Genomic DNA, 26,946 nt, shown 5'->3' on the forward strand with positions numbered 1-26,946 from the left:
GGGCGGCATCGTTCCGCCCCCGCCGCGACCCCGCCGCCCCAACGCCGGAGAGGAACACGAAGCGCCGTGGTGCCAGACCTGGTCGAGCGGATCACCCGCGACCGGCCCCGGGTGGAGACCGTGCCGAGCTGCGTCTCCTACAGCGCCCGTCTGTCGGCACACCCCGACTTCGCGCCGTGGGTGCTCGACACCGTCACGGGCGGAGCCGCGCTCGGCGACCACGACCAGGCGCGCGAAGCGGCCGTGGGCGAGGCCGTCGAGCGGTACTGCGGCAACGCCGTCCCCCGCGCGCTGCCCACCGCCTCCTGCCGGCAGCTCACCCGTACGGGCGAAGTCGCGGTGGATCCCCGCGAGTTCGCCCTGTACTCGCCGTCGCAGTACGCGCACCGGGGATTCCCCTTCGTGGCGCCGACCCCCGATCTGGAGATCGCCTGGGTGCCCGGCACGGACCTGGCCGACGGGGAACGGGTCCTCGTTCCGGCGTCACTGGCCTATGTCAACTACTTCCGCGGCGCGCACGCGCACGAGCCGCCCCTCAACTATCCGCTCCTCGCGGGCACGGCCGCCGGACCGAGCCACGAACGGGCACTGAGCGCCGCCCTGGAAGAGGTGTTCGAGCGTGACGCGGTGACCTTGTGGTGGCTGAGCGGGGCGGGGGCCACCGCCTTCCTCCCCGACCCGAAAGGACCGGTCGCCGCCGCCGTCGCCGAGGCGGGAACCGCGGGCCTTCAGGTCACCTTCCAGCGCATCCCCTCGACGTTCGACATCACCGTCGTCGGCGCGTTCATCGAGGACCCGGCGCGACGGCTCGTCGCGTTCGGCAGCGCCTGCCGCTCCACCGCCGGGGCCGCGGCGGCCAAGGCACTGACCGAGGCGGTCGGCATGCACGAGACCGGGCTCGAACTACTCGACCACGACGGCGACTTCTGGAGAGGCGTCCGGGCCGGACGTATCTGCCACCGGCCCTACCGGCCCCAGCGAACCGACCGCGCCTACCGACAGGACTTCCGTCCCGACCTGCGCGATGTCAACGACGTCCGGCTGCATCCGCAGCTCTATCTCGACCCGGGCATGCAGGACTCCCGGCTCGACCGGCTGCGCGCACCCGGCGCCGTCCGCCCCCCGGCCCCGGCCGCCGGCGCCGGGCTTGCGGGAGGTCTGCGGCAACTCGCCGCACAGGGGCTGCGGGCCCTCGCCGTCGACCTGACGACACCGCACGTACGGGCCGCCGGTATGCACGTCGTCCGGGTCCTGGTCCCCGGGCTCAGCTGCAACGCGCCGGCCGCCTTCCCGTTCCTCGGCGGACGCCGGCTGTACGAGGAGCCGCCCGCCCGCGGCTGGGTGCCCGGGCCGCTGCGGGAGGAGGACCTGGTGCGCGATCCCCTGCCCTTCGCCTGACTCCGCCGGCCCGGAGCCACCCGTCATGAGGCCGTCTCACGGACCGACCATCCCCCGTACGAGGAAGGAGCCGCTGTATGCGCCTCGGGCTGGCCCTGGGCTATGGCGGAGAACCCATCGAGCAGGTACTGCCGATCGTCGAGCGCGCCGAGCAGATCGGCGTGGACTCGGTGTGGAGCGTGGAGGAGTACGGCCCCGACGCCGTCAGCGTGCTCGGCTATCTCGCCGCCAGAACACAGCGGATCGAACTGGGCACCGCCATCATGCAGATCCCGGCCCGGACACCGGCCGCCACCGCGATGACCGCGATGACCCTGGACATGCTCTCCGGTGGCCGTTTCCGGCTCGGCCTCGGACTGTCCGTCCCGTGGATCGTCGAAGGCTGGCACGGCCAGCCGTACGACAGACCGCTGCGCCGGACCCGCGAGTACGTCGACATCGTGCGCCGGGCCGTCGCCCGTACCGAACGCGTCGAGTACCACGGAGAGGTCTACCAGCTCCCCTACCGGGGCCCCGGCTCCAGCGGACACGCCCGCCCGGTGAGGTCGGAGATGGCTCCCCTGCGGACCGCGATCCCGCTCTATCTGGGCGCGGTCGGCCCCCGCAGCGTGGCACTGACCGGCGAGGTCGCCGACGGCTGGCTCTGCGCTCTGTACGCGCCCGAGCACGAAGCCGCCCTGACCCGCCCGCTCGACGAAGGCCTCGCCCGGGCCGGCCGCAAACCCGGCGACGTCCGGATCTGCCCCATCCTCTACGTCGCCCGCGCCGACACCCTCCAGGAAGGCCGCGACGCGCTGCGCCCCCTGTTCGCCCACCTCATCGGAGCGGTCGGCCCCGGAGCCCGCAACACCTACTTCGACGTGGCCTGCCAGATGGGATACGAGGGCCCGGCACGCACGATCAGAACACTGCTCGCCGACGGCCACAAGAAGGACGCCGTCGCCGCCGTCCCCGACACACTCCTCGACCAGGCAGCACTCCTCGGGCCCCTTCCCGCGATCACCGACCGGATCCTCGCCTGGAAGGACTCCCGCGTGGACACCCTGATCCTCCTCGACCGCGACCTCGAACTCCTGGAAGCGGCTCAGAGCGCGCTGTGAACGACCGCTCCGACACCGCCCACCCCCCGGACGGACACCCCGGCGGGGACAGCCCCCCAGCCGTCCCCGCCGGGAGAGAACCCACCGGGCACGACCCCGCACGCCCGTCCGCACGGCGGGTGTGGACACTGGCGTATCCGCTGCTGATCGCCGGCCTCACCCAGATCACCCTGAACATCGTGGACACGGTCATGCTCGCCCGGCTGTCCACCCGCGCACTGAGCGCGTTCGCGCTCGCCGCGCCCGTGTACCTGGTGGCCCTCATCGTCGTACGCGGCTGGGCGACCGCCGTACAGGTACAGGTCGCCCAACACCATGGAGCAGGACGCCCCGGCGAGGTCGCCCGGGTGGTCCGGACCGGCACCATCACCGCGATCCTCACCGGTACCGCCGTCGGGGCACTCCTGTACACCACGGCCACCCCCGTACTGAACCTGCTCGGAGCCCCGGACAACCTGGTCGGACCGGGTACCGCCTATCTGCGCGTGCTCGCCTGGGCCGTGCCCGTCGCCGCGGTCTCCTTCACCCTGCAAGGCGCTTGCGCCGGGATCGGCGCCACCCGGGTCTCGATGTACACCGCCCTGCTGGTCAACGCGGTCAACCTCCCCCTCGGCCTGCTCCTGATCTTCCGGACCGGCCTCGGGGTCACCGGCGCCGCCATCGCCACCCTCGCCGCGACCGCGGCCGGGACCGGCTGTCTGCTCCTGTACTGCCGCACGCGCCTGCTCCGGCGCACCGGTGACACGGACGGCGACTCACCGAAGATCACCCGCGACCTGTGGCGCATCGGCTGGCCCGAAATGAGCACCCTGGGCATCGGCTACTTCAACGAAGCCCTGCTCGCAGGCTTCGCCGCCCGGATGGGCACCCACGACCTGGCGGCCTACCGCATCGTCGACAACCTCCTCCTCGTGATCTTCACCGTCCTCGCCTCGGGGGCCTCAGCCGTAACGATCCTCGCCGCACAGGAGATCGGCAGCGGCAACCACCTCCGTGCCGACGTCTGGCGGCGCACCGGCACCAGACTGCTGCTGCTCATGCTCACCCTCCCCTCACTCGCGGCCCTCGCCCTCGGCCGCCCACTGATCTCGCTGGTCACAGGGGACCCCACCGTCGCCGAACGCGCCTGGGAAGCCCTGCCCCTGGCACTGCTGAGCATGGCTCCCATGGCGCTCGCCATGCCGCTCGGCGCACTGCTGCGGGCGGCCGGAGACACCAGATCAGTGATGATCGCGTCGGTCACCTCCGACTACCTGCTGCTCATCCCGGTCGCCTGGATCCTCGGCGTCCACACGGGCCTCGGCCTCCCCGGGCTGTACACGGCCTGGACGGCGTTCGCCGCCCTCTACGCCTTCCTGCTCCACCGACGCCACCGGCACCGCTACCCGCAGCACGACAGCACCGAGGCAGACACCTCCGCCTCCCCGCCCGTCTCGTCGTGACGGTGACCGTGGGACAACCACCTGCACTGCCTGGGCATGGGGGCAACCCCGGAGCTCGACATGGGGTCGGGCCGGGAGGCGGGTGGGCGGCGGTCCCGGCACCGGCGCCGGGGCGTCGACGTCGGGACCGGGAAGAGATGTGGGCCTCGATCGTCTGGATCACCGACCCTGTTCGGGGCAGCTCAGTTCAGGTGTCGCAGCTTGGCCGGGTTGCGGATGATGCGGATCTCGGTGATCCGAGCGTCCACGACCTCGACACAGGCGACGGAGTCCGGACGGCCCGCAACCGTGAGCAGCAGTCCCGGCCGGCCGTTGACGTCGACCGCGTGCAGTTTGGGGTCGTCCATCGGCTGGGTGAGGACGGCGGTGAGGAAGCGGGCGACTTTCTCCGCGCCGCGTTGCGGGTGGACGGCGGCCTTCACTTTGCCGCCGCCGTCACTCCACGCCGTCACATCGGGGGCGAGCAGCTCCATCATCCGGTTGAGGTCGCCGCCGAGACAGGCGGCCAGGAACTCGTCGGTGATCCGGCGCCGCACCTCGGCAGGTGTGCTGTAGCGCGGTCGGCGGGCCTGGATGTGGGACCTGGCCCGGTGGGCGACCTGTCGTACGGATGCCTCGCTGCGCTCCAGCATTCCGGCGATCTCCTTGAGCGAGAAGCCGAAGACTTCCTGTAGCACGAAGACGGCTCGCTCCAGTGGAGAGAGGGTGTCGAGTACGACGAGCATGGCGAGGGAGACCGACTCGGCGAGTTCCACTTCCTGGCTCGCGTCGGGCTGTGTGACCAGTGGTTCGGGCAGCCAGGGGCCGACGTACCGCTCGCGGGTGGCGGCGGCCGACGTGAGTCGGTCGAGGGCGAGGTTGGTGACCGTACGGGCCAGATAGGCGGCTGGGTTGTCCACGGGGGTGGGTACCCGGCTGCAGCGCAGCCAGGTGTCCTGCACAAGGTCCTCGGCATCGGCGACACTGCCGAGCATGCGGTAGGCGATGCCGAACAGCATGCGCCGGTGTTGTTCGAAGACGGCCAGGTCGATCATGCCTGCGACGGTACCTCGCAGGTGTCCGAGAAGCCCTGGCTCGTCAGACCGAAGGCGCTGTTCATGCGCGAGCGGTAGTTTTCCAGGGCGACCATGGCGGTGAGTTCAACGAAGGCGGCCTCGCCGAGCCGCTGGATCAGGGCGGCGGTGAGTTCGTCGGTGACGCGGGGCTCGGTCTCGGTCATGGCTTCGGCATAGTTCAGGACGAGCTGTTCCAGCTCGGTGAAGGCGTCCTGGTTGTCGCGCCACTGGGGAACCTTGGAGATCTTGTCCATCGGAAGTCTGAGGGCGTCGGCCTCCCAGTGGCCGAAGTCCATGCACCATGAGCAGTTGATCCTGGCTGCCGCGGCCATGACCGCGAGGTGCTTGAGGCCCGGGTCGAGGCGGTTCCACTTCGCTGCACCGCGCTCCTGCCGGACAAAGGTGAGCAGTACCCGTGCGTTGTGGCCGACGGCCAGACCGGGGTCGAGCACCTTGCCGTAGGTGCGCCGGGAGTACCAGGCGCCGATGCGGTTCAGCAGGGTGCTGGGCGGGGTGAGCGAGATTCGGGCCATGGCGGCTTTCTCCATCGTGTCGTACGCGTGACTCGGGCGTCTGCCGAGCCGGCTCTTCCCAGGGCTTCTGGAAGTACGACGAGGCAGCCCGCCGGAGTGTGACATCCGATGCCCCCGGCCTGCCTCGCGGAACAGGCAAGCGGCGCGGCGGCCTCAGGGCCACTGACAAATGATCACCGAGCGGGGATGTGCGTGCTCGTTCCCCTTCCCTTGCCGTCCTGACGCCGGTCGGTGATTCTGGGCAGGCGCCAGGGCAGGGGAGAAAACGGCGACGGCAAGAGGACGCGCGGCAGCGGCTTGCCGCACGCACCGCGCCGGACGTGGGGCAGTGGGAAGTGGTTGTCGAGACTCCGGACCAGGCGGAGCTGCGTACGCGGTTGAGCCGTCTTCGGGAGGCGGGAGTCGACGGTTCGATGATCCGGATCGACACGCTGTGCGGGCGCCTTGCGCTGCCGACCGCTTACCGGCTGAGCCGCTTCGTGACGGACCCTGCGCAGGAGTCGGAGCACGCGCACTCTGATGATTGGTCTTGTGGCAGGCCGAGGTGAGTTGACGGATGCGGCGTGGGAGCGAACAGAGCCCCCGCTGCCGTCGGATGGAGTCGTCCGTTGCGTGATCACCGGCAGGTTGGTCAACGGGGTCCTGTAGTGGCCCCGGGACCGGGGTTCGTGGGGTGATCTGCCCGAGCGGTACGGGCCCCGGCAGACCGTCTACGAACGGTTCACCCGCCGGGAAGCGGACCGGACCTGGGCGAGGCAACTGAAACCCGCCCCGGCCCGCCACGACGCGGTGGGCCGGGTGGAGTGGACCTGCCATGGTGACCAACCCGAACCTCACATGCCTGCCAACTCCGTCAGCCGGCGTTCGAGGAAGCGCCGTTCGGCGCCGTCGTCAGTGAGTTCCCTGGCACGCCGGTATGCGTCACGCGCCTCCTCGAAACGGCCGAGACGTCGCAGCATCTCGCCCCTGGTCGAGTGCAGGTACCGGTAGTCGTCCAGGCCCAGCAGGCCGACGATACGCAGGCCGGCCTCGGGGCCATCGGTCTCGGCGACGGCGATGGCGCGGTTGAGCTCCACGACCGGCGAGCCGGTCAGCCGGCCGAGCTCGCCGTACAGCGCCGCGATCTGCGCCCAGTCGCACGGCACCTCGGCATGCAGTGAGGCGATGGCAGCCTGCAGGACGTAGGGCCCGCGGCCGCCCCGAGCGAGCGCCCGGTCGAGTTCGGCACGGCCACCGGCGATGGCGTCGGGGTTCCACCGGGAACGGTCCTGATCGCCGAGCAGCACGAGCTCCCCGTCGCGCACCCTCGCTTCGCGCCGGGAGTCGTGCAGGAGCATCGTCGCCAGAAGGCCGTGGACCTCCGGGTCGTCCGGGAGCAGCCCGGCGAGCGCACGTCCCAGCCAGATCGCCTCCGCCGCCGGCTCGTCCCGGCCGCCGTAGCCCTCGTTGAAGATCAGGTAGACGACCGCGAGGACGGCGTCGAGACGTTCTTGGAGCAGATGGACCGGCGGCACGCGAAACGGGATCCCCGCGGCCTTGATCTTCCGTTTGGCCCGCACCAGCCGCTGTGCCATCGTGCGCTCCGGCACCAGAAAGGCGCGGGCGATCTCGTCGGTGGTGAGCCCCCCGAGGGTGCGCAGGGTGAGTGCGACCTGCGCCTCGGTAGCGAGTGCCGGATGGCAGCAGGTGAAGATGAGCTCCAGACGCTCGTCCGGAAACGTGCTGGCGTTCATCGGCGCCTCCTCGCTCTCACCCGCGACGAGCAGGCCGTACTTGGCCGCGCGCGCCCTGTCGCGACGGATGTGATCCGTCGCGCGGTTGCGGGCCACCGTCATCAGCCAGGCACGCGGGTTCCCGGGGACACCGTCGCGCGGCCAGCGGTCGGCGGCCGTGGCGAACGCCTCCTGCGCGGCTTCCTCTGCGAGGTCGAAGTCGCTGAGGAAGCCGATCAGGGTGGCCAGGATGCGGCCCCATTCCTCACGGAAGACCTGGTCGAGCGTGGTTACCAAGACACTTCCGAGGGGCGGATCTCAACGGCGCCACCGTAACGTGCCGCGGGGACGCGGGCAGCCAACTCGATGGCCGCGTCGAGGTCGTCGGCCTCGAGGACGAAGATTCCGCCCAGGGACTCTTTCATTCCGACGAACGGACCGTCCGTGGTCAGGGTCTTGCCGCCTTCGACCCGCACGGTGGTCGCATTCTCGGGCCGGCCCAGCGGCGGCCCGGGAGTCACGCCGGGCGTCTGGTTGATCCCGTTGTAGTCGGCGTAGACCTGCTTCTGCTCCTCCTCGGAAAGCGCGGCCTGCCGCTCCTGCGCGGTGCCCTGGTAGATCAGCACGACGTACTTCATCACTTGCTCCTCATCACGGCCGGTTGGTCACTACCAAGACGAACGACGCGTCAGGAAATCGACAACCCGCCTCCGGCAATCATGGGCTCGTCGTCACGCCGCCCCGCCCTGCACCGCGCCTGGTGACCGCTGGAAGACCGGCGACGCAACCCCGAGGATCGCATGTCCCGAACTCACGGCCATCCTCGAAACCGGCCTGCCGCGCATCAGGACTACTCCGTGCGATACCCGACCCCACAGGAGGCCGCCGCTCCGCGGGCGGGACTGAAGTGGTCGCGACTGGGGGATGCCACTCCTGCGGCAGCCGCCGACAGCGTGACCCGGTCGGATGGCGTCCCGCCGAGTGGAATAGCCGATCACGGTGATGGGATCCCCGGGTCGCGGCCCGAATCGCCCTCGCCGAAGGCCCTGTTGACGCTCGCCGGGCCGCGACCAGCGGTGATCGCACGACGGCCGGGAGCGGCACGTACCGGACGGGTCCGAAGCGGAGGCGACGGACCGTGATCGGCCACACCACGACGGGGGACACGTCCCCCGATCGCCGTCCCACAGTCCGCCGACGCCGCGGACGGCCACGCCCCAGCGGCTGAGATCGAGCAGGGCGCAAACTGCGCGTTGAAGGAAGGGGGGTGACGGTGGCGATCAGGGTGTCTGCGTCCCATACCGGCGGATGCCGCACCGCGTGAACCGCCGCCGCGGTCCCCGCAGGAACACCGTCCCGGCGCAGGCGGGCGACGGCGAGGTCCCCGGGTAGTCGGGATCTGTGGTGTGGACGACGTCGAGCCGGTCGATCTGCCCGGCGATCCCCGGGTTCCCGGCATCGGCCAGGCCCTGGACGACTTCCCGGCTCGTCTCAGAGCTCGCGGGCCAGGGCGCCGTCGTCGAACTCGACCCGGCCACCGACGACGGTCGCCCCGATCTGCAGGTGATCGATCCGGTCCGGGGCGACCTCGAGGAGTTCGTCCGAGAGGACGACGAAGTCGGCGAACCGTCCCGGTGTGAGAGCTCCCTTGCTGCCCTCCTCGTGGGCCGCGAACGCGGATCCGATGGTGAAGGCGTGCAGCGCCTCCACCGGAGTCAGGGCCTCTGCTTCGCCGAGTGGCTGCCCGCCGGACGTTCGCCGGTTGACCATGGCGTGTATGCCGCGCAACGGCTCACCGCTTACCACCGGGCAGTCGCTGCTGCCCGGCAGCGCCGTCCCCGCGGCGAGGAAGGACCGTCCTCGATAGCACCATGCGGTGCGCGCCGCCCCGAGGGCCTGGATCATCCCGTCGCGGATCTCGTGGACGAACCTCCCCTGGGGTACCGGGACGGCGCCGAGCGTCGCGATGCGCGGCAGCTGATCGGGCCGGGTGACCGCGCAGTGCTCGATGCGGTGTCGGGGATCTCGGCGGGGGTGCCGGTGCTGCGCCTGTTCGTAGGCGTCGAGGACGAGGTCGATCGCGGCGTCGCCGATCGCATGGGCAGCGATCTGCCAGCCGAACTCATGGGCCCTGACGATGCGCTCGATGACGACCTCGCGTCCCTCGCGGAGGTAGCCGGATCCGCCCGGAGTGTCCGCGTAGGGCTCCGACAGATGGGCCGTGCGACCGATGAGCGAGCCGTCGACCATGAACTTGGCCGCCGAGACCTTCAGCCACTCGTCACCGAACCCACTCGCCACACCGAGGTCGAGGCCGAACCAGGGCCGGCCGTCCTCGAACGGGGTGATCTCGTGGAGAACGTCGGCGGACGGCATCACGCTCGTCCGGACGCACAGCTCTCCGCGCCGCCGTGCCTCGGCGAACGCAGCCAGGTCGGCGCAGTTGTTGCCGAGCAGCCCGGTCGTTCCGATGCCCGGCTCGGTCACCGATGTGATGCCGGACGCGACGGCCTGGCGAGCCGCTCGGCCGATCGCCACCGCGAACTGCTCCGCGGACATCGGGCCGACGGCCTCGAGCGCGACGTCGACGGCGGCCTCGGCCAGCAGGCCCGTGGGACGTCCCGTCTCGTCGACATCGATCGTCCCGCCCGCGATCTGCGTGACGGGCGGCGCCGTGCCGATGCCCATCCGGGCGAGCGCGGCGGAGCTGGCGACCGCGAGATGTCCCGAGCAGTGCAGCACAAGGGCGGGGCGAGGTCCGCAGGCACGGTCGAGCTGTTCCCGGTCCGGGTGTGCGCCGAGCTTGTTCTGGTCGTACCCGACCCCGAGCACCCAGTCGCCGGGCGGCGTCTGCGCGGCGTGCTCGGCGACCCGCCGGTACAGCACGTCGAGGGTCGGCGCGGTGTCCGGTCTCAGGTCGATGCGCAGCAACGCCGTGCCGGCCGCGCTGAGGTGGTAGTGCGCGTCGTTGAAGCCGGGCACCACCGGCGCGCCTCCGAGGTCGACCATCCGGGCGGCACTGACCCCGTCGAGCTCCTCGTCCAGGCCGACGATCCGACCGGCCAGTACGCCGATCCGCCGCGCCCGCGGCCGGGAGCGGTCGAGTGTGGTCACCCGGGCGTTGGTGTAGATCGTGTCGATCTGCACGCAGTACCGTCCTTCCGAATGCGACTGGCGATCCGACGATGATGACCGGCTCGGACGGTGGCGGAAACGGGAGGAATACCCGTCCGCGTACCCGCTCCGCGGGCCCGTTTCCAGCAGGTGGCGACGAGCGATCCCGATGGCGTCCCGCCGAGTGGTGTAGCCGATCACGGTGATGGAATCCCCGGGTCGCGTCCCGAATCACCCTCGCCGAAGTCCCTGTTGACGCTCGCCGGGCCGCGACCAGCAGTGATCGCACGACGGCCGGGAGCGGCACGTGCGCGGCAGGTCCGAAGCGGAGGCGACGGACCGTGATCGGCCACACCACGACGGGGGACCCGACCGCGATCCCCGGGTTCTCCTGGTGTCCCGGGGCTTCTCGCACGGTCGCCCGGCATACGCGCGGGCCGACTTCCCGGAAGCCGCCGTCGGCGTCGCGCGACTATCCGGACTGGCCCCGGTCGGCACGGTCGGCGCGTTGTGCGGTCTGGTGTCACGCGACGACCCACGGAAGCCGACTGGCCGGGAAGAACTGATCGCATTCGCCCGGGAACACGGTCTCCGTGTCGTGGCGGTGCCGGAGATCGTGGACCGACGCCGTCGGCACGGCCCGGGCGCCGCATGATCTCCCGGCCCGGAATGCGTAGCGGTAGGGGACATCTCCCGTAGCAGCCGAACACAGCGCGTTGCGATTGTTGGGGCCGAGCCGACGCGCCGGCCACCTTCGCCGGCCGGCGCGGAAAATGAGGAGATGTCGTATGCGGGTCAACCTCCTGTGCATGTTCGCGGGCAACAGTTCCTTGAGCGACGTGCAGGTGTACGAGAACGAACTGGCGCTGGCGCTCGACGCGGAATCGATGGGGTTCGACCGGGTCATGGCGGTCGAACACCATTTCACGGACTACGCGTTCTGTCCCGACAACGCGCAGTTCTTGAGCTACGTCGCGGCCAGGACCTCCACGATCGAGCTGTTCCCGGCGGCGTTCATCCTGCCCTGGAACGACCCCGTCCGCGTCGCGGAGAAGATCACGATGCTCGACCACCTCAGTGGCGGTCGGGCCGTCCTGGGCCTGGGGCGGGGCCTGGCCCGGCGGGAGTTCGACGCGTTCCGGCAGGACATGGCCGAGTCCCGTGATCGTTTCGACGAGGCCGCGGTAATGGTGCTCGAGGCCCTGGAGAGCGGTTTCATCGAGGGCAGCGGGCCGCATTACGTCCAGCCGCGCGCCGAGCTGCGGCCACGTCCCTTCCAGTCCTTCGCGGGCCGTTCGTACATGGTCGGCACCTCACCCGCGTCCATCGACGTGGCGGCCCGGCTGGGCCTGGGCGCGATGAAGTTCGGGGCGGCGCCGTGGGAGACCGTCGTCGACGAGGTGCGCCGGTACCGCGAGAGCTTCGCCGCCCATCACGGCACCGTGGCGCCGCCGCTGATCACCGGTGATGTCATGGTCTGCCATGACGACGACAAGCGCGCCGAGGAGCTGGCGCGGGTCCACCACCGCAACTATTTCGTCTCGGTACTGAGGCACTACGAGCTGCTGAGCGACCACTTCAAGGAGATGCTCGGGTCGTACGCGCACTACGCCGGCGTGGCCGAGGCGATGCGGGGCACCACTGAGGAGGCGTCCTTCGAGGGCTACTTGAGCGCCAATCTGTGGGGGGATCCGAAGCGGATCGTCGATCAGCTGGCGCGGCGGCGCGAGCTGCTGGGTGACTTCGAGCTCGGGGTGGCGGTGAACTTCGGGGACATCGACATCGAGCAGGCCCGCCGCAGCATGCGGCTGTTCGCCGACAAGGTCCTCCCCGAGATCAAGAACTGGCCGGCCGGAACGGCGTGACGTGCGGTCCCCCTTCGAATACATCACCTGGAGGCGAAAGCGATGACCAGTGCGCAGCACGAGGCCGTCGTCACGATGCTGGAGAACGAGCCCCGGCGTGGCGACACCACACTCGACGCGATGCGAAAAGGCTATGACCGGGGACTGCTCGCCTTCCGCCCGGCCGACGGGACGACGACCCGGGTGGTGACCTGCAACGGCGTCGGCATCCACCTCGTGAGCGGTCCGGGAGCGAGCACCGATCGGACACTGCTGTTCGTGCACGGGGGAGGGTACGTGCTGGGCTCGCCGCCCGCGTACTACGAACTGGCCGGCCGCATCTCGACGGCGTGCGGTGCGCAGGTGGCGGTCGTCGACTACCGCCGCGCACCGGAGGCACCGGCTCCAGCGGCCCGTCACGACGTGCACAGGGCCTACGCCTGGCTCCTGGAGAACGGTGCGGATGCCTCCCGGACCGGGCTGATCGGGGATTCAGCCGGGGGCGGGCTCGCCCTGCTCGTCGCCGCGCAACTGGGACGGGGCGACCTGCCGGCGCCTGCGGCCGTCGTCGCGCTCTCGCCGTGGATCGACCTCTCCGTCGGACCGGACTTCCCGGACGAGAGCGCGGTAGCCGACCCGATGCTGACGCGCGAGGGCCTCCGCTGGTTCGCCGGCACCTATCTCGGCGGTGCCCGCGCCGACAACCCCGAGCACAACGCGCTTCACGCCGATCTGTCCGCGCTGCCTCCGGCGCTGCTGCAGTCGGGGCCCAGGGACATCACCCACGCGGACGCGGGAGCGTTCGCCGAACGCGCGAGGGCGGCAGGCGCCGAGGTCGTGGTGGAGGTCTCCCCGGGCCTCGTGCACAACTGGCACGCGTTCGGTCCGGACCTTCCAGAGGGGCATGCGGCGCTGGCCCGGGTCGGCGAGTTCCTGGCCGGGCGGTGGACGGCGTCCTCGACGGACTCGTCCCGGCCTGAGGGGGTCTGATGGAGACCCCCGCGGACGCGAGGTGGTTTCGCCACGTGCTCGGGAACTTCCCGACCGGGGTGACCGTCGTGACAGGGCTCGATCGCTCCGGCGGGCCGCAGGGATTCGCCTGCGGCTCGTTCTTCTCGGTCTCGCTCGACCCGCCACTGGTCGGGTTCTGCGTCGGGAAGAGTTCCACGTCCTGGCCCCGGATGGCGCCGATCGCGCGGTTCTGTGTGAACCTGCTTGGCGCCGGGAGGGCTCGCTGCCGCTGTTGACCGAGGCACTCGGCTGGATCACGTGCACGGTCGCGAGCGTCCACGATGCCGGTGACCACCTGATCGTCGTCGGATCGGTGCTGGAGCTGAGGCTGAACGACCGGCAGCCCAAGCCGCTGGTCTTCTACCGGGGGCGCTACGGGCGGGTGGCGGACGGCGTGGACCCGCGCATGTGCGCTACCGGGGCGCCCGGGACACCCACCACACCGCCACCTGCGCACGCGAGTTGAACCCCAGCTTGCGCAGGATGCGCTCGACGTGTCCTTCGGCGGTCCGCTCGACGTGTCCTTCGGCGGTCCGCTGGGCGATGACCAGCCGCTGGGCGATCCTCCTGTTCGTCAGTCCTTGACTGATCAGCTCGGCGATCTCCAGCTCGCGCGGTGTCAGGCCGTCGAGTGGCGAGGGCGCCGGAGCCCGGTGGTCCGGCAACGGTGTCAGCGCGCCGCCGATGATCCTGTCGACCGCTTCGGCGGCGGGGGTCTGCATTCCGCGGCGGTAGGCGGCCCGGTAGACCTCCTCGCCCAGCGTCACCCGAGCGTGCCGCTGGGCGTTCGCGTGCAGCCGTCCCCACCCGGCGAAGTGCAGGAGGGAGATCCCGGCGTTGCCCCACGCGCTGTCCGCGACGCCGAGCAACCAGGCGACCGAATCCGCCTCTCCGCGCTCCGCGGCGATCCAGGACAGCGCCTCGAGGCAGCAACCGACCGTGACCGGATCGTCGAAGTCGCGGTTGTTCTCCAGGATCGCTTCGAGCAGTTCGACGGCTCGGTCCCACTCCCCCTGTATCCGCCGCAGATCCGCGAGGATCCACATGAGGTAGGACTGGCTCCAGCGCGCCCCCTGGTCGGTGCACTCCGCGATGGCCCGTTCGCACAGTTCGATGCCGGACTCCGCTTCCCCCGTCGCGCCCAGCACGCCGGCCAGGTCGGCACTCGCCAGCCAGCGGCCGGGGAGGTCACCTGCCCGGTCGTGCCGCTCGACGGACTCCTGCAGCAGGGCCCGTGCCGACGCGTAGTCCTCGTCGCAGGCGGCGAGGAGCCCTGACACGTACCCCGCGCAGGCCGCGCTCCTGCCGTCGCGGATCCTCGCGGCCAGCGTGGTCGCCTCGTGGCTGTGTCGCCGCGCGGCCACGAGATCACCTTGGTAGAACGCCAGCCATCCGGCCACGCACAGGCCGCGGGCGCGTGCCGCGTCGCCCGCCCCGCCCCGCGCGGCCGCCGCCAGCAGCCGCTCCACATGCCGGCGGCCCTCGCTGATGGCGTGCACCTGCCAGAAGAAGTGGAGGTCCGCCGCGATGTGCAGCCCGGCGATCGCCTCGTCAGGGGTGGTGAGGCAGAACTCGATCGCGGCCCGGATGTTGTCCCGCTCGGCCTGCAGCCGCCGGCTCCACCCGAGCTGCCGGGTTCCGGACCAGGCGGCGACGGACTGCTGCGCCGTGGCAGCGCACCAGTCGCGGTGGTGCGCGCGCATCCGTTCCGTCTCGCCCGACTCGCGCAGCCGCGACCGCCCGAACTCGCGCAGGGTGTCCAGCATCCGGAACCGGACCGTGCCGTCCCCGGTCTCGTCCCGGATCACGATCGAGCGTTCGACGAGGTCGTGCAAGCGGTCCAGCAGCGATTCGACGGGGAGGCCCTCGCCACCGCACACCCGCTCGGCGGACGCGACGTCGAAGCCGCCCGCGAAGATCGACAGACGCGCCCAGAGGGTCCGGTGCGGCGGGTCGAGGAGGTCGAAGCTCCACTCGACCACGGCGGCCAGCGAGCTCTGACGCGGTACCGCGCTCCGGTGGCCGATGGTGAGCAGGCGGAACCGGTCGTCGAGTCTGCCGGCGATCTCCTCGACCGAGAGCGATCGCAGGCGGACCGCGGCGAGCTCGATCGCGAGCGGGATCCCTTCGAGCGCACGGGCCAGGCGTCCGACCGCACCCGGAGCGAGCTCCAGTTGGAACGTCGGCACGATGGACCGGGCCCGCTCGACGAACAGGTTCACGGACTCGAAGCGCATCAGGTCGCCGCCGGCCGCGTCCTCGGGAGGGACCGTGAGCGGCGGTACGTGCACCACCTGTTCGCCCTCGACCCCGAGCGGTTGCCGGCTGGTGGCCAGGATCCTCAAGCCCGGCGCGGCGCGCAGCAGCGCACGGGCCAGCGCCGCGCAGCCGTCCACCAGGTGTTCGCAGTTGTCGAGCAGCAGCAGGACCTGCCGGTCGCCGAAGTATCCGAGCAAGGCGTCGAGCGGCGCGGTGGACGATCGGTCCGGGAGGCCCAGCGCCGCGGAGACGGCCTGCGGCAGCAGGCTCCTGTCGGTGAGCGCCCCCAGTTCGACGAGCACCACCCCGTCGGGGAACGCGCGATGCTTCTGCTCGGCGACATGCAGCGCCAGCCGGGTCTTGCCGATGCCGCCCGCCCCCGTCAGGGTGACCAGGCGGCTCGACACCAACGCCTGCCGGACGTCCGCTGCCGCCTGCTTGCGCCCGACGAAGCTGCTGAGCTCGGCGGGAAGGCCGATCGGGGATCGTGTTGCTCTCACCACGCCGCGACTCCTCATATTTGAAGGGCGCATCCGTCGCCGTTTGCGCCATCATGACGCAGGCGACGCTCAGCAGCCGGAGCGTAGCCTGCGACGCAGGATCTTCCCCGACGGGGACCTCGGGATCTCCTCGACGAAGCTCACGTGCTTCACCCGCTTGTGGGGCGCCACCGCGGTGGCGACGTGGACGAGGACCGCGTCGGCCGTGAGGCCCGAGCCCGGGCGCCTGACCACGAACGCCTTCGGTGCCTCGCCGCCGACGTCGTCGGGAACGCCCACGACGGCGGCGTCGAGGACGTCGGGGTGGCGCAGCAACGTCGCCTCGAGCTCGGCCGGAGCGACCTGGAAACCCTTGTACTTGATCAGTTCTTTCAGCCTGTCGACGATCGTGAAGCAGCTGTCGGCGTCCACGACCACCATGTCACCGGTGTGCAACCAGCCTGCCGGGTCGATCGTCGCCGCGGTCGCCTCCGGCCGGTCGAGGTAACCGCTCATCACCTGCGGACCTCGGATCCAGAGCTCGCCCGCCCCGCCGGACGCCACGTCGGCGCCCGACTCCACGTCGACCACGCGGCACTCGGTGCCGGGCAGCGCGTAGCCGATGCTGCCCTTCGGGGCACGCGGTGCCCCGGCCGGCTGGAGGCCGGGGTCGGGCGAGATGTGCGAGACCGGCGAGAGCTCCGTCATGCCGTAGCCCTGCAGCACGTCGACGGCGCCGCCGAGCCTCTCCTCGCAGGTGTGTGCCAGCGCCTCGTCGAGCGGAGCCGCACCGGAGGTGATGCTGCGCAGCGAGGACAGGTCGTAGCGGTGCAGTGCCGGGTGCTTGTTCAGCGCCAGGACGATCGGTGGGACGACGTAGGCACGGGTGATCCGGTGGCTCTGGACGGCCCCGAGGAACGACTCGATGTCGAACCGCGGCATCGTCACGATCGTCGACCCGGTCTGCAGCCCGAGGTTCATCAGCACCGTCAGACCGTAGATGTGGAAGAACGGCAGGACGGCGAGTACCCGTTCCGCTCCGGACGCCAGGGTGGACGTGGGCCGGAGCTGAGCGATGTTGGCGACCAGGTTCCGGTGGGTGAGCATGACGCCCTTCGGCAGTCCGGTCGTTCCGCTCGAGTAGGGCAGAGCCGCCAGGTCGACCGCCGGCTCCACCGGCACGGTGGCCGACGGAGCCTCCGTGGCCAGGAGGCCGGCCAGCGTGAGGCGTTCGCCCGCCCCGTCGACCACGACCAGTTCCTCGACCGAAGTGCCGTCCCCGACCGCTGCCTCGGCTCGGTCCACGGCAGCGGCGACGGTCACCAGGACGCGTGCCCGCGAATCACGCAGCTGGTGCGCGATCTCCGTCGTCGTGTACGCGGGGTTCATCGTGGTGCTGACCGCGCCCGCGGCGGCGGCGCCCAGGAACACGACGGGGTACCAGATGGAGTTCGGGCACAGGATCGCGACGACGTCCCCGCGGCGCAGGCCGCGCGAGACCAGGGCCGCGGCGAATCTGTCGACGTGGTGCGCGAGTTGCCGGTAGCTCAGCTGCTCCCCGGTCCGCCCGTCGACCAGCGCGGGCCGGTCGGCCCGATCGGCCGCGCCGCGCAGCACGAACTCCGGCAGTGACATATCGGGGACGGTGACATCGGGGAATCGGCTGCGCACGGACGGCCTTCCGGCTCGCTGGGGTGGGTTCACACGGGCGGTGGAGAGCCACTTCTGCATCTGCCCGGACCCCGGTCACCAGCGGCCGGTTGTCGGGGCGTTGTCGACCATGCGGTGGACCCACCACTGGTGGAGCGCCCAGATCGGCAGTTCGCGCTGGTTGTAGGGGCCCGGGATGTACTCGCCGGACTCCATCGACTTCTGGACGGGACGGGTGCACCGCTCGTCCTCCTCCTGGATGAGGTCGGCGAAACCCTCCTCGCTGTGCCTGAACTTGTCGTAGCCCGGGGACGCCGTCGCCGACGGGTGGGTCAAATAGAACCAGGTGAACGTCGACTCCCGCGGCCCGTGCGGAAGTGTGATGTACGCCTGCAGCCCGTCCACTCGCTGGTTCAGGATGAGGTTGGGATAGACCGCCCAGAACACCAGCTTCTCCGACGCCCAACCGGGGAGGTCCGCGATGGGCGGGATGCCCGCGTCTTCCGGATGGAGGTACAACGCGTCGGCGTCCGATCCCGTCGGGGTCTCGTTGGCGTACGGGTAGTGCGACTCGCTGTAGTTCTCGCCGTCGCCGGGGTCGCCGTAGCTGATCTTCGCGGGAACCGAGGCCTCGATCGATGCCCGGTGCGTGCCCAGGATGTGGTAGCTCTCGATCCCGTTCTCGAACATGATCTTCCAGTTCCAGTCGCACTGGTAGGGCCGCTCGTACATCATCACGAGCTCATCGGCGCGCCACGGCCGGAGGGCCGCGTCGATCCGGCCCAGCCTGCTGCCGAGACCGGCCGCATCCCGATCGAAGTTGACGAAGACGATGCCCTGCCACACCTCGGTGCGGACCTCGGTCAGGCGAACGCCGCAGTTGGCGAACTCCGGCATCAGCGGCGCATGGGTGACCTCGCCGTCGAGGTCGTAGGTCCAGCGGTGGTACCCGCAGCGGAAGAACCCCGCATTGCCGCTTCCCTCGGCCACCTCGTTCCCGCGGTGGCGGCAGACGTTGATGTAGCAGCGCACGGCACCTGAGGTGTCGCGGACGAACACCAGGGGCTTGCCGGCGAGGTCCATGGTCGTGTAGTTGCCGACCGAGGCGAGCTTCGCGGCGGCGAACACGGCCACCCACTCGCGGAGGAAGATGCGCTCCACTTCCGCGGCATAGATCTCTTCGTCGTGGTACACCCGGCCGGGAAGGTAACGAGCTTCGTCCAACGGCCGGCAGGTCGCGCCTGCCTCCTCGGCGGTGAGGACGGGAGCAGTCATCGGATCGCCCTTTCTGGGGTGGTGGAAACGCGGACGGAGGAACGGGACCCGATCCGCAGGACCGAGCAGGTCGCGCACCTGCGGGTCGCGTACATCACGACCGTGCCGCAGAGGGTGGCGCGGCATCGTGCGGGTGGATCGCCGGAACCTCTTCCTCGTAGTGGTAACAGCCCGGCGCCGGCCTGGCCTAGGGGAGAAACCCCCGACCGCCCGGTGGAACCACGCGCTCTGGACGAGCCGCCCATTTCCGCCGCCGGGCAGCCCCGGCCCCGGGCCACGGTCCCGGCCCGCTCGATCGGACGGGTACCGGAACAGGTGGAACTCCCGTTAGCCGGGTCGACCGCCGCTGCGACAGTCGGGCATCCCCGAAACGCGCACGGCATCCCGAGGACCGCCGGGCCGCAGGCGGCCGAGGTGTGATCCCACCTGCCCGCCTCCCCCGTACGTCCTGTCGACGCGGCCCGCTGCGGGTCCACGTCCCAAGCGAGGTGTTCGACATGTCCCCACCGCGAACAGGCACACCCGACCGGCTCGCCGCCCCCGGCGTCAGGCTCGGCGCCCGGAGCTGGGCGATGCTCGCCGGCCTGTGCAGCCCCTTGGTCGTCGACTCGATCGAGGTGGCGTTGGTCAGCGTCGCCCTCCCGGCCATGAGGACCGATCTCGGCATGTCCACGGCCGCGATGCAGTGGATCGTGACCGGCTACACCGTCGGCTTCGGAGGGTTCCTGCTCCTGGGCGGAAAGGCCGCCGACCTCCTCGGACGACGCCGGCTCTTCCTGGTCGCCGTCGCCACCCTGATGATCATCTCGGCGGGGACGGCGATCGCCCCCACCGGCGAGATCCTGATCGGGCTGAGGTTCCTCAAGGGCGCCGGCCTGGCGTTCGCCACCCCGGTGAGCCTCTCGATCATCACCGGCCACTACACCGGCCGCGCCCGGAACAAGGCGCTGCAGGTGTACGCGGCGTCGGCCGGTCTCGGCGTCGGCGGAGGGCTGGTGCTCAGCGGGCTGCTCACCGGTCTGAGCTGGCGATGGGCCGTGCTGCTTCCCGTCCCGTTGCTGATCGCGGCCCTCGTGGTCTCCTACTTCCTCATCCCGGAGACAGGCCGGCCGACCCGTGTCTCCTCGTCCTTCGACGTCGCGGGTGCGGTGATCGCGACCGGAGCGATGCTCCTCGTGGTCCTGACCCTCGTCGAGGCTCCGGCGGCGGGCTGGGGATCGGCACGCACGCTCGGCTCGTTGACCGTCGCCGTCGCGCTCGTGGCTCTGTTCATCGCCGTCGAGGTGCGCGCCTCCGACCCGCTCGTCCGGCTGGGCGTCCTGCGCTCCGGTTCGCTCGTGCGGGCGAACCTCGCGGCGATGTCGCTCTACGGTGCGGAACTCGCGTTCCTGGTCATCTCCACCCTCTACATGCAACAGGTCAGGAGGTGGTCGGCACTGGAAGCCGGGCTCGCCATCCTTCCGCTCCCGGTGATGGCGCTGTTCGCCCCGATGTTCCGGCCGGTGCTCGACCGGTTCGGCGCCACGCGGACGACGGCCGCCGGGATGGGCGTCGCGGTGGTCGGCTACGCGCTGTCCCTGACCATCGGAACGGACTCGGGCTACGCGTTGACGATCCTGCCCACGATGCTGCTCATCGGTCTGGCGTTCGCGTTGGCCTTCGGCCCGCTGTTCATCGCCGCCGTAGAGGACGTCGCTCCACACGAGCACGGGCTCGCGAACGGCCTCGTGAACACCTCCCTCCAGTCCGGGGCGGCCCTCGTGGTGGCGACGGCCGTCGCGGTCAGCTCGACGGCCACCGGCACGAACCTGTCGTCCCCGGGACTCCTGCACGGCTACCGGGTCGCGCTCGTCGTCGTCCTGGTGGTGGCGGTGCTCGGTCTGCTCGCGGTCCTCCCCGGGCTGCGACGGGCGTCACCGCGCGGAACGTCGACGTAGCGGGGCGCTGTTCGACCTTTCCGGCACCGGAGCAGGGGTCCCCGAGGGACGTTGCACACGTCGAACCCGAGGACCCGGAGGTGGTGCCGGCACCATCGGGTGGGGGGTGTTCCGGCTACCGCCCGTACGGGTGCTGGACCCATTGGGGCCCCGGCGCCCTTCTTCTACTGTCTCCGGGCAACGACGCCTCAGGGAGACCGTTATGAGTGAACAGAGCCGACGACATGTCCTGGGTGCCGCCGCGCTGACGGGCGCGGCCGTCGCGCTGCCGGCGGGGCCGGCCGCCGCCCGGGCCGGCAGGCCACGGGACGCGATCCGGGTGACGCCGGAGGATGCCCGGTATGGACATCTGGTCTCCCGGGGGGCCAACCGCTTCCGGGGTACCCCCGACGAGGTGCTCCTGGCAACCTCGGCCGCGCAGGTCGTCCAGGCGGTGCAGGATGCCGTACGGCGTGGCCGACGGCTCGCCGTACGCAGCGGAGGCCACTGCTTCGAGGACTTCGTGGACCACCCGGAGGTCCGGACGGTCATCGATCTGTCCGCGATGCGGGACGTGTACTACGACCCTCCCTCGTATCCCCGCTGCTGCATCAGCAGCGAGGCCGCATGCACCATGCGGTCTCTGGTGCCCAGTTCGGTCGCGGGTGTCATGCGGCCAGCCTGCTGGATACAAGTTCACTACAGAGTTGCCGACCGCACTCCCCCGCCGTCAGCGTCCTTCTTGCTAGAACGTTCTATCTAGAACACTCGCCGTCACTTCCGTGCCATGGAAGCGCGCGTGAACCGCAGGCAGGCCACCGTCGGCGGGCTGGACTTGGTCCGCGTCCCAGCGGGCGGAGAGGCACCGCCACACGGCTTCGGTGCCCGCACCCGTGCCGTCGGCTGCTGCGGCCCAATGGGGGCGGCCACCGCGGCCGCTTTTCTCAACTCCGGCCACCCCACGACGGTATGGAACCGCACCACGGCCAAGGCGGACGCGCTCGTCGCTGATGGGGCCGTCCTGGCCGCATCCCCCGCCGAGGCGGCCGCCGCCAGTCCACTGGTGATCGTCTGCGTGCCCGACTACGACGCCTCGGACGCAATCCTGCTGCCGATCGCGGACTCGTTGAAGGGCCGCACACTGATCAACCTCACGGCCGATACGCCGGCACGCTCCCGCACCGCCGCGGCCCGGGCCGCCGAGCACGGCATCGACTACCTCGACGGGGCGATCATGCCGCCAACCTTCACCATCGGCACCCCTTCCGCCGTCGTGCTGTACAGCGGCCCCGAGGAGACCTACCGGGCCCATGCCGGGACCTTGGCCGCGGTCGGCGGTTCGCACACCCACCTCGGCACCGAACCGGGTCGCGCCGCAGGCTTCGATCTGGCTCTGCTCAACATCTTCTGGACGTCGTTGAGCGGTCTCACCCACGCTTTCGCCCTCACCGAAGCCGAGGCTATCGACGCCGCGGACTTCGCGCCGTTCGCCCTGGGCATCGTCGGGCTCCTGCCCGAATCCGTCACCGGCATGGCGGGCGAACTGGAGCGCGGCGAGTTCCCCGCCGACGGATCCAGCATCCTCTCGAACGTGACCACGATGGACCACATCATCCACGCCGCCGAGAGCCGCGGCATGGACCCCGGGCCGCTCAGGGCCGTCCGCCCCCTCGCCCCGGCCATTGTCGACGCGGGCCACGGCGGGCCGACAACCTCGCCGCCTCACCCGGCACTACCTGGACAACCGGTCCTGACGCCTCTGCGGCATCCCCGGAACGTCCCTCATCAGCTTCCTGGATCGGGGATGCCGGGCTCCCTCCCCGCCACGGGACCCGCACAACGCTGCGAAGCCGGCATCTGCCCCGCTCACGCGGCCGGGCGAGGCCCGGACGGCGGCTCGTCCCCGCGCACCGTGCTCTGGTACCACCTACCCCACTGGTCCAGCTGCTCGGTGATCGAGTCCAGGCTGTGCCCGACATCGGTCAGCGTGTACTCGACGCGCGGCGGGACTTCCCGGTAAACGGTCCGCTTCACCAGACCGTCGCTTTCCAGTTCCCTCAGCTGACGGGTCAGCATGCGCTGGGTGATGCCCGGCAGCGCGCGCCTGATCTCACCGAAGCGCAAGGTGCCCGGAACCAGCTGCTTGAGAATCGCCAGTTTCCAACGGCCCCCGAGAACCTCCATGGCGAACTCGACCGCGCAGTAATCCGGACTCTCCTCGACACGGGAACGCACAGCTGACCTCCATTGGTATACCAAAGAGCACTATGGGACAGAAAAGTCCGTACTTGTGGTGCATGCCGGTACCTACTGAACTGAGAATATGGTGAACAGGGATGCGCCCGCGCCGGTGGGCGCGCCAGCGGGAAGAGACCAGCCGGTGTCGCGCCAACGGTGGACAGTCCTGGCTGTGGTGTCAGGCAGCCTGTTGCTGTGCGGTATCGACCTCACCGTGCTGCACGTCGCGATACCGAGCGTGAGCCGGGATCTTCGGCCCGACGCCGCGCAGTTGCTCTGGATTGTCGACGTGTATTCCCTGGCGCTCGCTGCCATGCTCGTCACCTGCGGAACCCTCGGTGACCGTATCGGCCGACGCCGCATGGTTCTCAGCGGCTTCTCCACTTTCGGCCTGGCCTCGGCCGCGTGCGCGTTCTCTGCGTCCACCGGACAGCTCATCGCCGCACGTGCGGCATTGGGCGTCGGCGCGGCAATGATCATGGCTTCGACAGTGGCGATCATCAGAGTCGTGTTCACCGACGACCGTGAGCGGGCCTTCGCGATCGGCGCCTGGACCTCCGCCCACAGCGTCGGGGCGACCATCGGGCCACTGGTCGGCGGGCTCGTCGCCGAGCGGTGGGGCTGGGGCGCCGTCTTCCTGGTGAACGTCCCCGTCATCATCGTCATCCTGATCGTCGGGGCCCGCGTCATCCCCGAGTCGAAGAACCCCGTACCCCGACGCTGGGACCTGGCCAGCGTGCTGCTTTCCGTCACCGGCCTGGGCGGCGTGCTGTACGGCCTCAAGCAGGCCGGCGAACACGGCGGCGTGAGCACCGCGATCCTCGTCACCACCCTCGGCGGCGCGGTGCTGCTGTACGTCTTCGTACGCCGCCAACGGCGCCGGGCGGAGCCCTTGCTGGACTTGTCGCTCTTCGCCGAACGACGCTTCACCACCGCCACTGTCTGCGTCATCGGCTGCTTCGGCAGTTATGTCGCCCTGCTGTTCTTCTTCACCCAGTGGCTGCAGCAGGTGGGCGGGTACTCCCCACTGCACGCAGGTCTCTCACTGATGCCGTTGGCCGCCGCCAACGCCATCGGTGCCCTCACCGCGCCCTGGGTGGCGAACCGGTGGGGCAATCGCGGGGCGCTCACCGCGGCGCTGCTGCTTTTCGCCTTCGCGTACGCGGTCATCGCCGCCGTCGGCGACACCGGCCGCTACGGCCTGCTCCTCCCGTCACTGCTCGCCGCCGGATACGGTGCGGGCATCGTCATGACGCTGGGCGCGGACTCCATCATGAGCGCGGCCCGACCCGAACGCTCCGGAGAGGCGGCCGCCATCCAGGAGACGTCCTTCGAACTCGGCGCGGGCCTCGGTGTCGCCGTCCTCGGCACTGTCATGGCCGTCGTCTACCGCACCGGTATGCCGCCGGTTCCCGGCCTGGGGCCGGACGAACGGGTCACCGCCGGCGAGTCGTTCGCCGCCGCCGAGGAACTCGGGTCACGCCTGCCCCCGGTGACCGCGGACGCCGTGCTGGAAGCGGCCCGGCAGGCGTACGACCGCGGCTTCGCCGTCATCGCGGTGATCGCGACGGTCGCACTGGTCATCACCGCGGCCCTGGCAGCCGTCCTGCTCCGTCCGGGCAAGGCCGACAGCGCCTGAAGCGCCGCATTCATCCGGACCGTGCCCGCACCACTCAGCCGCTCCTTGCGGAGCCCGGCGCCGTGGGCGACGGGCCGACCGCCCGCGCCCTCAGGCGGGGAGGGGCTGTTCGGCCCAGATGACCTTTCCCTCGCGGTTGTGCCGCGTACCCCAGCGCTCGGCGAGCTGCGCGACGAGCAGCAGTCCGCGGCCGCCCTCGTCGAGGATCCGGGCACGACGCATATGCGGGGCGGTGCTGCTGGTGTCGAAGACCTCGCAGGTCAGCGTGGACTGCAGGATCAACCGCAGCTGGATGGGGCCCTTGCCGTAGCGGATCGCGTTCGTCACCAGTTCGCTGACCATGAGCTCCGTGGTGAAGGACAGTTCCTCCAGTCCCCACACGGCCAGCCGGTCGGACGCGAAGGCACGGGCCCCGGAGACCGCCGCCGGATCGGACGGGAGGTCCAGCGTGGCGACGTGGCAGGGGTCGAGTGCCCGGGTGCGTGCCACCAGAAGGGCGACGTCATCCGCGGGCCGGCTGGGCAACAGCGCGGCCAGCAGCCGGTCGCAGATCTCGTCCGGCGATTCCGGCGCCCGGGTGAGGACGTCGCGCAGCACGGTGCGCGCGGCGTCCGCATCACGGGTGCGGCTCTCGATGAGGCCGTCGGTGTACAGGGCCAGGAGGCTGCCTTTCGGCAGTTCGAGCTGAGCTGTCTCGAAGGGGAGTCCGCCCAGGCCCAGGGGTGGGCCGATCGGCATCTCGGCGAAGTCGACCGCACGGGAGGCCGGGCCGTCCCCCTTGGCGGCCAGGGGGATTCCCACGGCCGGCAGGACGTGACCGGCGCTGGCCAGCGAGCAGAGGCGGGACACCGGGTCGTAGATCGCGTACAGACAGGTGGCGCTGAGCTCGCCGTCGTCCTGTCCCTCCTCGCGCTGCAGCCGGATGACCACGTCGTCCAGGTGCGTGAGCAGTTCATCAGGCGTCAGATCGATGTCCGCGAGAGTACGGACGGCCGTGCGCAGGCGGCCCATCGTGGCGGAGGCGTGCAGGCCGCGGCCGACGACGTCGCCCACCACGAGGGCGACGCGGGCTCCGGACAGCGGGATCACGTCGTACCAGTCACCGCCCACGCCCGCGCGTGCCCCGCTGGGCAGGTAACGCGAGGCCGCCTCGACAGCGGACTGCTCCGCCGTATGCCGGGGCAGCAGACTGCGCTGGAGGGTGAGCGCGGTCAGGCGCTCGTGGGTGTACCGGCGGGCGTTGTCGATGGAGACCGCCGCTCTGGCCGCGATCTCCTGGGCCAGGTGGAGGTCGTCGTCGTCGAACGGGACCGCGGTGCGGTCGCGGAAGAACTGGACGAGGCCCAGGGTGTTTCCGCGGGCCTGGAGGGGCAGCAGCAGCACCGAGTGGAACCCGGGGGCGTCCGGGGACGCGTCGCGGTCCGCGGCCGGAGTCCACCACGCGGGGACGGGGGAGGCCGTCACGTGGTGCAGGAAGGGCTGCCCCGTGCTCAGGGAACGAGCAGGCTCCGACTCCGCCGGGTAGGTGTGCGTCCGCCCTGTGGCGACGGGGAGGCCCCCGTCGCGGGCGGGCGCCTGCGCGATGCGACGCAGCAAGGGCTCGGCCGCCGGTGGGTACAGCGTGCCCCCGTCGTGGAGGACGGAGTCGAGGAGGTCCACGGTGACGAAGTCGGCGAAGTCCTCGGTTCCGACCTCCGCCAGCTCCTGAGCGGTACGGGTGATGTCGAGGGTGCTCCCGATCCGCCTGCTCGCCTCGTTGGTCAGCATGAGCCGCTGCCGCAGTCGGCGCTCGCGCTCCTCCTGATACGCGGCGACCATCTGTTCCGAGCCCCGGTCGACGTATGCGAAACCCTTCGCGATCAGTCGCATCGTCGCGTCGTTGATCAGCCGCCAGTCGGCGGTGAGCCGGGCGGCCTCCTCCTGGATCTGCTGGAGCAGGGTCAGGTGACCGAGCTGGTAGGCACGCAGTTGGCTGCTGAGGGGGATACCGAGCCGGGCGGACTCGTGGGCGACCTCCAGGGCCTGGGGAGGGAACTCGACCTCGGCCGCGTCGAGGCCGTGCTCGAACATGTCCAGGAAGGCGGCCACATGCCCGGTCGCCTCCTCCAGTGTCAGGGCGGTCAGGTCGTCGTACACCCACACTTCGGGAAGTTCGTCGCGCAGCCCCCGTACCAGCGCGTCGGCCACCTGGTTCGCCCGCGGTCGGAGCCCCTGAGCCAAGCGACGCAGAAACGCGTCGACGTCCGTCTCCATGAAAGAAAATTTACCGAAAGATCAGGAC

Annotated in this window: 19 protein-coding genes and 2 pseudogenes; 11 read left to right on the plus strand and 10 right to left on the minus strand. The window is 70.7% G+C overall.

Annotated features, from left to right (window positions below; genetic code table 11):
* Positions 1–66: 66 nt before the first annotated feature.
* The 3 genes from ACIBCM_RS06570 (at position 67) to ACIBCM_RS06580 (ending at position 3,940) form a co-directional block, all read left to right on the plus strand.
* Entirely contained in the window at positions 67–1,398 is a 1,332-nt protein-coding gene (locus ACIBCM_RS06570; RefSeq protein ID WP_399240841.1) for a YcaO-like family protein, read from the plus strand.
* Positions 1,399–1,475: 77 nt separating this feature from the next.
* Positions 1,476–2,498, plus strand: coding sequence for an LLM class F420-dependent oxidoreductase (locus ACIBCM_RS06575; protein ID WP_399240842.1), 1,023 nt, complete (start codon positions 1,476–1,478; stop codon positions 2,496–2,498).
* Positions 2,499–2,617: 119 nt separating this feature from the next.
* The gene (locus ACIBCM_RS06580) at positions 2,618–3,940 is read left to right on the plus strand and encodes an MATE family efflux transporter (protein ID WP_399240843.1); all 1,323 of its coding nucleotides are present in this window, start codon (positions 2,618–2,620) and stop codon (positions 3,938–3,940) included.
* A 182-nt stretch (positions 3,941–4,122) separates the two neighbouring features.
* Here the strand turns inward: ACIBCM_RS06580 and ACIBCM_RS06585 are convergent, their stop codons facing one another.
* The 5 genes from ACIBCM_RS06585 to ACIBCM_RS06605 all read right to left on the minus strand — a co-directional run bounded on the left by ACIBCM_RS06585 (position 4,123) and on the right by ACIBCM_RS06605 (position 10,387).
* Complete coding sequence (locus ACIBCM_RS06585; RefSeq protein WP_399240844.1) at positions 4,123–4,974, minus strand: RNA polymerase sigma-70 factor; 852 nt, start codon at positions 4,972–4,974, stop codon at positions 4,123–4,125.
* Positions 4,971–5,528 (minus strand): carboxymuconolactone decarboxylase family protein, encoded by a 558-nt coding sequence (locus ACIBCM_RS06590; RefSeq protein ID WP_399240845.1) that lies wholly within the window; start codon positions 5,526–5,528, stop codon positions 4,971–4,973. Before ACIBCM_RS06590 ends, ACIBCM_RS06585 begins: the two co-directional genes overlap by 4 nt.
* An 833-nt stretch (positions 5,529–6,361) precedes the next feature.
* Complete coding sequence (locus ACIBCM_RS06595; protein WP_399240846.1) at positions 6,362–7,537, minus strand: RNA polymerase sigma factor; 1,176 nt, start codon at positions 7,535–7,537, stop codon at positions 6,362–6,364.
* A complete protein-coding gene (locus tag ACIBCM_RS06600) occupies positions 7,531–7,878 on the minus strand; it encodes a YciI family protein (RefSeq protein ID WP_399240847.1) in 348 nt (115 codons plus the stop codon). Before ACIBCM_RS06600 ends, ACIBCM_RS06595 begins: the two co-directional genes overlap by 7 nt.
* A gap of 853 nt (positions 7,879–8,731) precedes the next feature.
* The gene (locus ACIBCM_RS06605; RefSeq protein ID WP_399240848.1) at positions 8,732–10,387 is read right to left on the minus strand and encodes an amidohydrolase; all 1,656 of its coding nucleotides are present in this window, start codon (positions 10,385–10,387) and stop codon (positions 8,732–8,734) included.
* A 361-nt stretch (positions 10,388–10,748) separates the two neighbouring features.
* Between ACIBCM_RS06605 and ACIBCM_RS06610 the strand changes: the two genes are divergently transcribed.
* The 4 genes and pseudogenes from ACIBCM_RS06610 to ACIBCM_RS06625 all read left to right on the plus strand — a co-directional run bounded on the left by ACIBCM_RS06610 (position 10,749) and on the right by ACIBCM_RS06625 (position 13,675).
* Positions 10,749–11,009, plus strand: a complete 261-nt coding sequence (locus tag ACIBCM_RS06610; RefSeq protein ID WP_399241262.1) for a 3,4-dihydroxy-2-butanone-4-phosphate synthase — start codon at positions 10,749–10,751, stop codon at positions 11,007–11,009.
* 133 nt (positions 11,010–11,142) lie between these two features.
* A complete protein-coding gene (locus tag ACIBCM_RS06615; protein WP_399240849.1) occupies positions 11,143–12,219 on the plus strand; it encodes an LLM class flavin-dependent oxidoreductase in 1,077 nt (358 codons plus the stop codon).
* 42 nt (positions 12,220–12,261) lie between these two features.
* Entirely contained in the window at positions 12,262–13,188 is a 927-nt protein-coding gene (locus ACIBCM_RS06620; RefSeq protein WP_399240850.1) for an alpha/beta hydrolase fold domain-containing protein, read from the plus strand.
* Positions 13,188–13,675, plus strand: a pseudogene (locus ACIBCM_RS06625) (flavin reductase family protein). Before ACIBCM_RS06620 ends, ACIBCM_RS06625 begins: the two are co-directional and overlap by 1 nt.
* On the opposite strand, the gene ACIBCM_RS06630 reads toward ACIBCM_RS06625, so the two are convergent.
* The 3 genes from ACIBCM_RS06630 to ACIBCM_RS06640 all read right to left on the minus strand — a co-directional run bounded on the left by ACIBCM_RS06630 (position 13,623) and on the right by ACIBCM_RS06640 (position 18,872).
* Positions 13,623–15,968, minus strand: coding sequence for an ATP-binding protein (locus ACIBCM_RS06630; protein WP_399240851.1), 2,346 nt, complete (start codon positions 15,966–15,968; stop codon positions 13,623–13,625). The pseudogene ACIBCM_RS06625 and the gene ACIBCM_RS06630 overlap by 53 nt on opposite strands.
* 69 nt (positions 15,969–16,037) lie before the next feature.
* The gene (locus tag ACIBCM_RS06635; RefSeq protein ID WP_399241263.1) at positions 16,038–17,582 is read right to left on the minus strand and encodes an AMP-binding protein; all 1,545 of its coding nucleotides are present in this window, start codon (positions 17,580–17,582) and stop codon (positions 16,038–16,040) included.
* A 111-nt stretch (positions 17,583–17,693) separates the two neighbouring features.
* Positions 17,694–18,872: an aromatic ring-hydroxylating dioxygenase subunit alpha gene (locus ACIBCM_RS06640; protein ID WP_399240852.1), complete on the minus strand. Its 1,179-nt coding sequence runs from the start codon at positions 18,870–18,872 to the stop codon at positions 17,694–17,696.
* 497 nt (positions 18,873–19,369) lie between these two features.
* Here ACIBCM_RS06640 and ACIBCM_RS06645 point away from each other — a divergent pair, with 497 nt between their 5' ends.
* From ACIBCM_RS06645 to ACIBCM_RS06655, 3 genes are all read left to right on the plus strand, one after another.
* Entirely contained in the window at positions 19,370–20,809 is a 1,440-nt protein-coding gene (locus ACIBCM_RS06645; protein WP_399240853.1) for an MFS transporter, read from the plus strand.
* Positions 20,810–21,011: 202 nt separating this feature from the next.
* Complete coding sequence (locus ACIBCM_RS06650; protein ID WP_399240854.1) at positions 21,012–21,551, plus strand: hypothetical protein; 540 nt, start codon at positions 21,012–21,014, stop codon at positions 21,549–21,551.
* 153 nt (positions 21,552–21,704) lie between these two features.
* Complete coding sequence (locus ACIBCM_RS06655; RefSeq protein WP_399241264.1) at positions 21,705–22,808, plus strand: NAD(P)-dependent oxidoreductase; 1,104 nt, start codon at positions 21,705–21,707, stop codon at positions 22,806–22,808.
* Here the strand turns inward: ACIBCM_RS06655 and ACIBCM_RS06660 are convergent.
* Positions 22,766–22,972: pseudogene (locus tag ACIBCM_RS06660) on the minus strand (winged helix-turn-helix transcriptional regulator); the annotation flags it as partial. The gene ACIBCM_RS06655 and the pseudogene ACIBCM_RS06660 overlap by 43 nt on opposite strands.
* A gap of 226 nt (positions 22,973–23,198) precedes the next feature.
* On the opposite strand from ACIBCM_RS06660, the gene ACIBCM_RS06665 reads away from it, so the two are divergent.
* Positions 23,199–24,665 carry an MFS transporter gene (locus ACIBCM_RS06665; protein ID WP_399240855.1) on the plus strand — a complete coding sequence of 489 codons (1,467 nt, stop codon included), beginning with the start codon at positions 23,199–23,201 and terminating at the stop codon, positions 24,663–24,665.
* Between the two features lie 90 nt (positions 24,666–24,755).
* Here the strand turns inward: ACIBCM_RS06665 and ACIBCM_RS06670 are convergent, their stop codons facing one another.
* The gene (locus ACIBCM_RS06670) at positions 24,756–26,918 is read right to left on the minus strand and encodes a SpoIIE family protein phosphatase (RefSeq protein ID WP_399240856.1); all 2,163 of its coding nucleotides are present in this window, start codon (positions 26,916–26,918) and stop codon (positions 24,756–24,758) included.
* Between the last annotated feature and the right edge of the window lie 28 nt (positions 26,919–26,946).

This window comes from Streptomyces sp. NPDC051018 (assembly GCF_044456085.1).
Classification (GTDB): domain Bacteria; phylum Actinomycetota; class Actinomycetes; order Streptomycetales; family Streptomycetaceae; genus Streptomyces.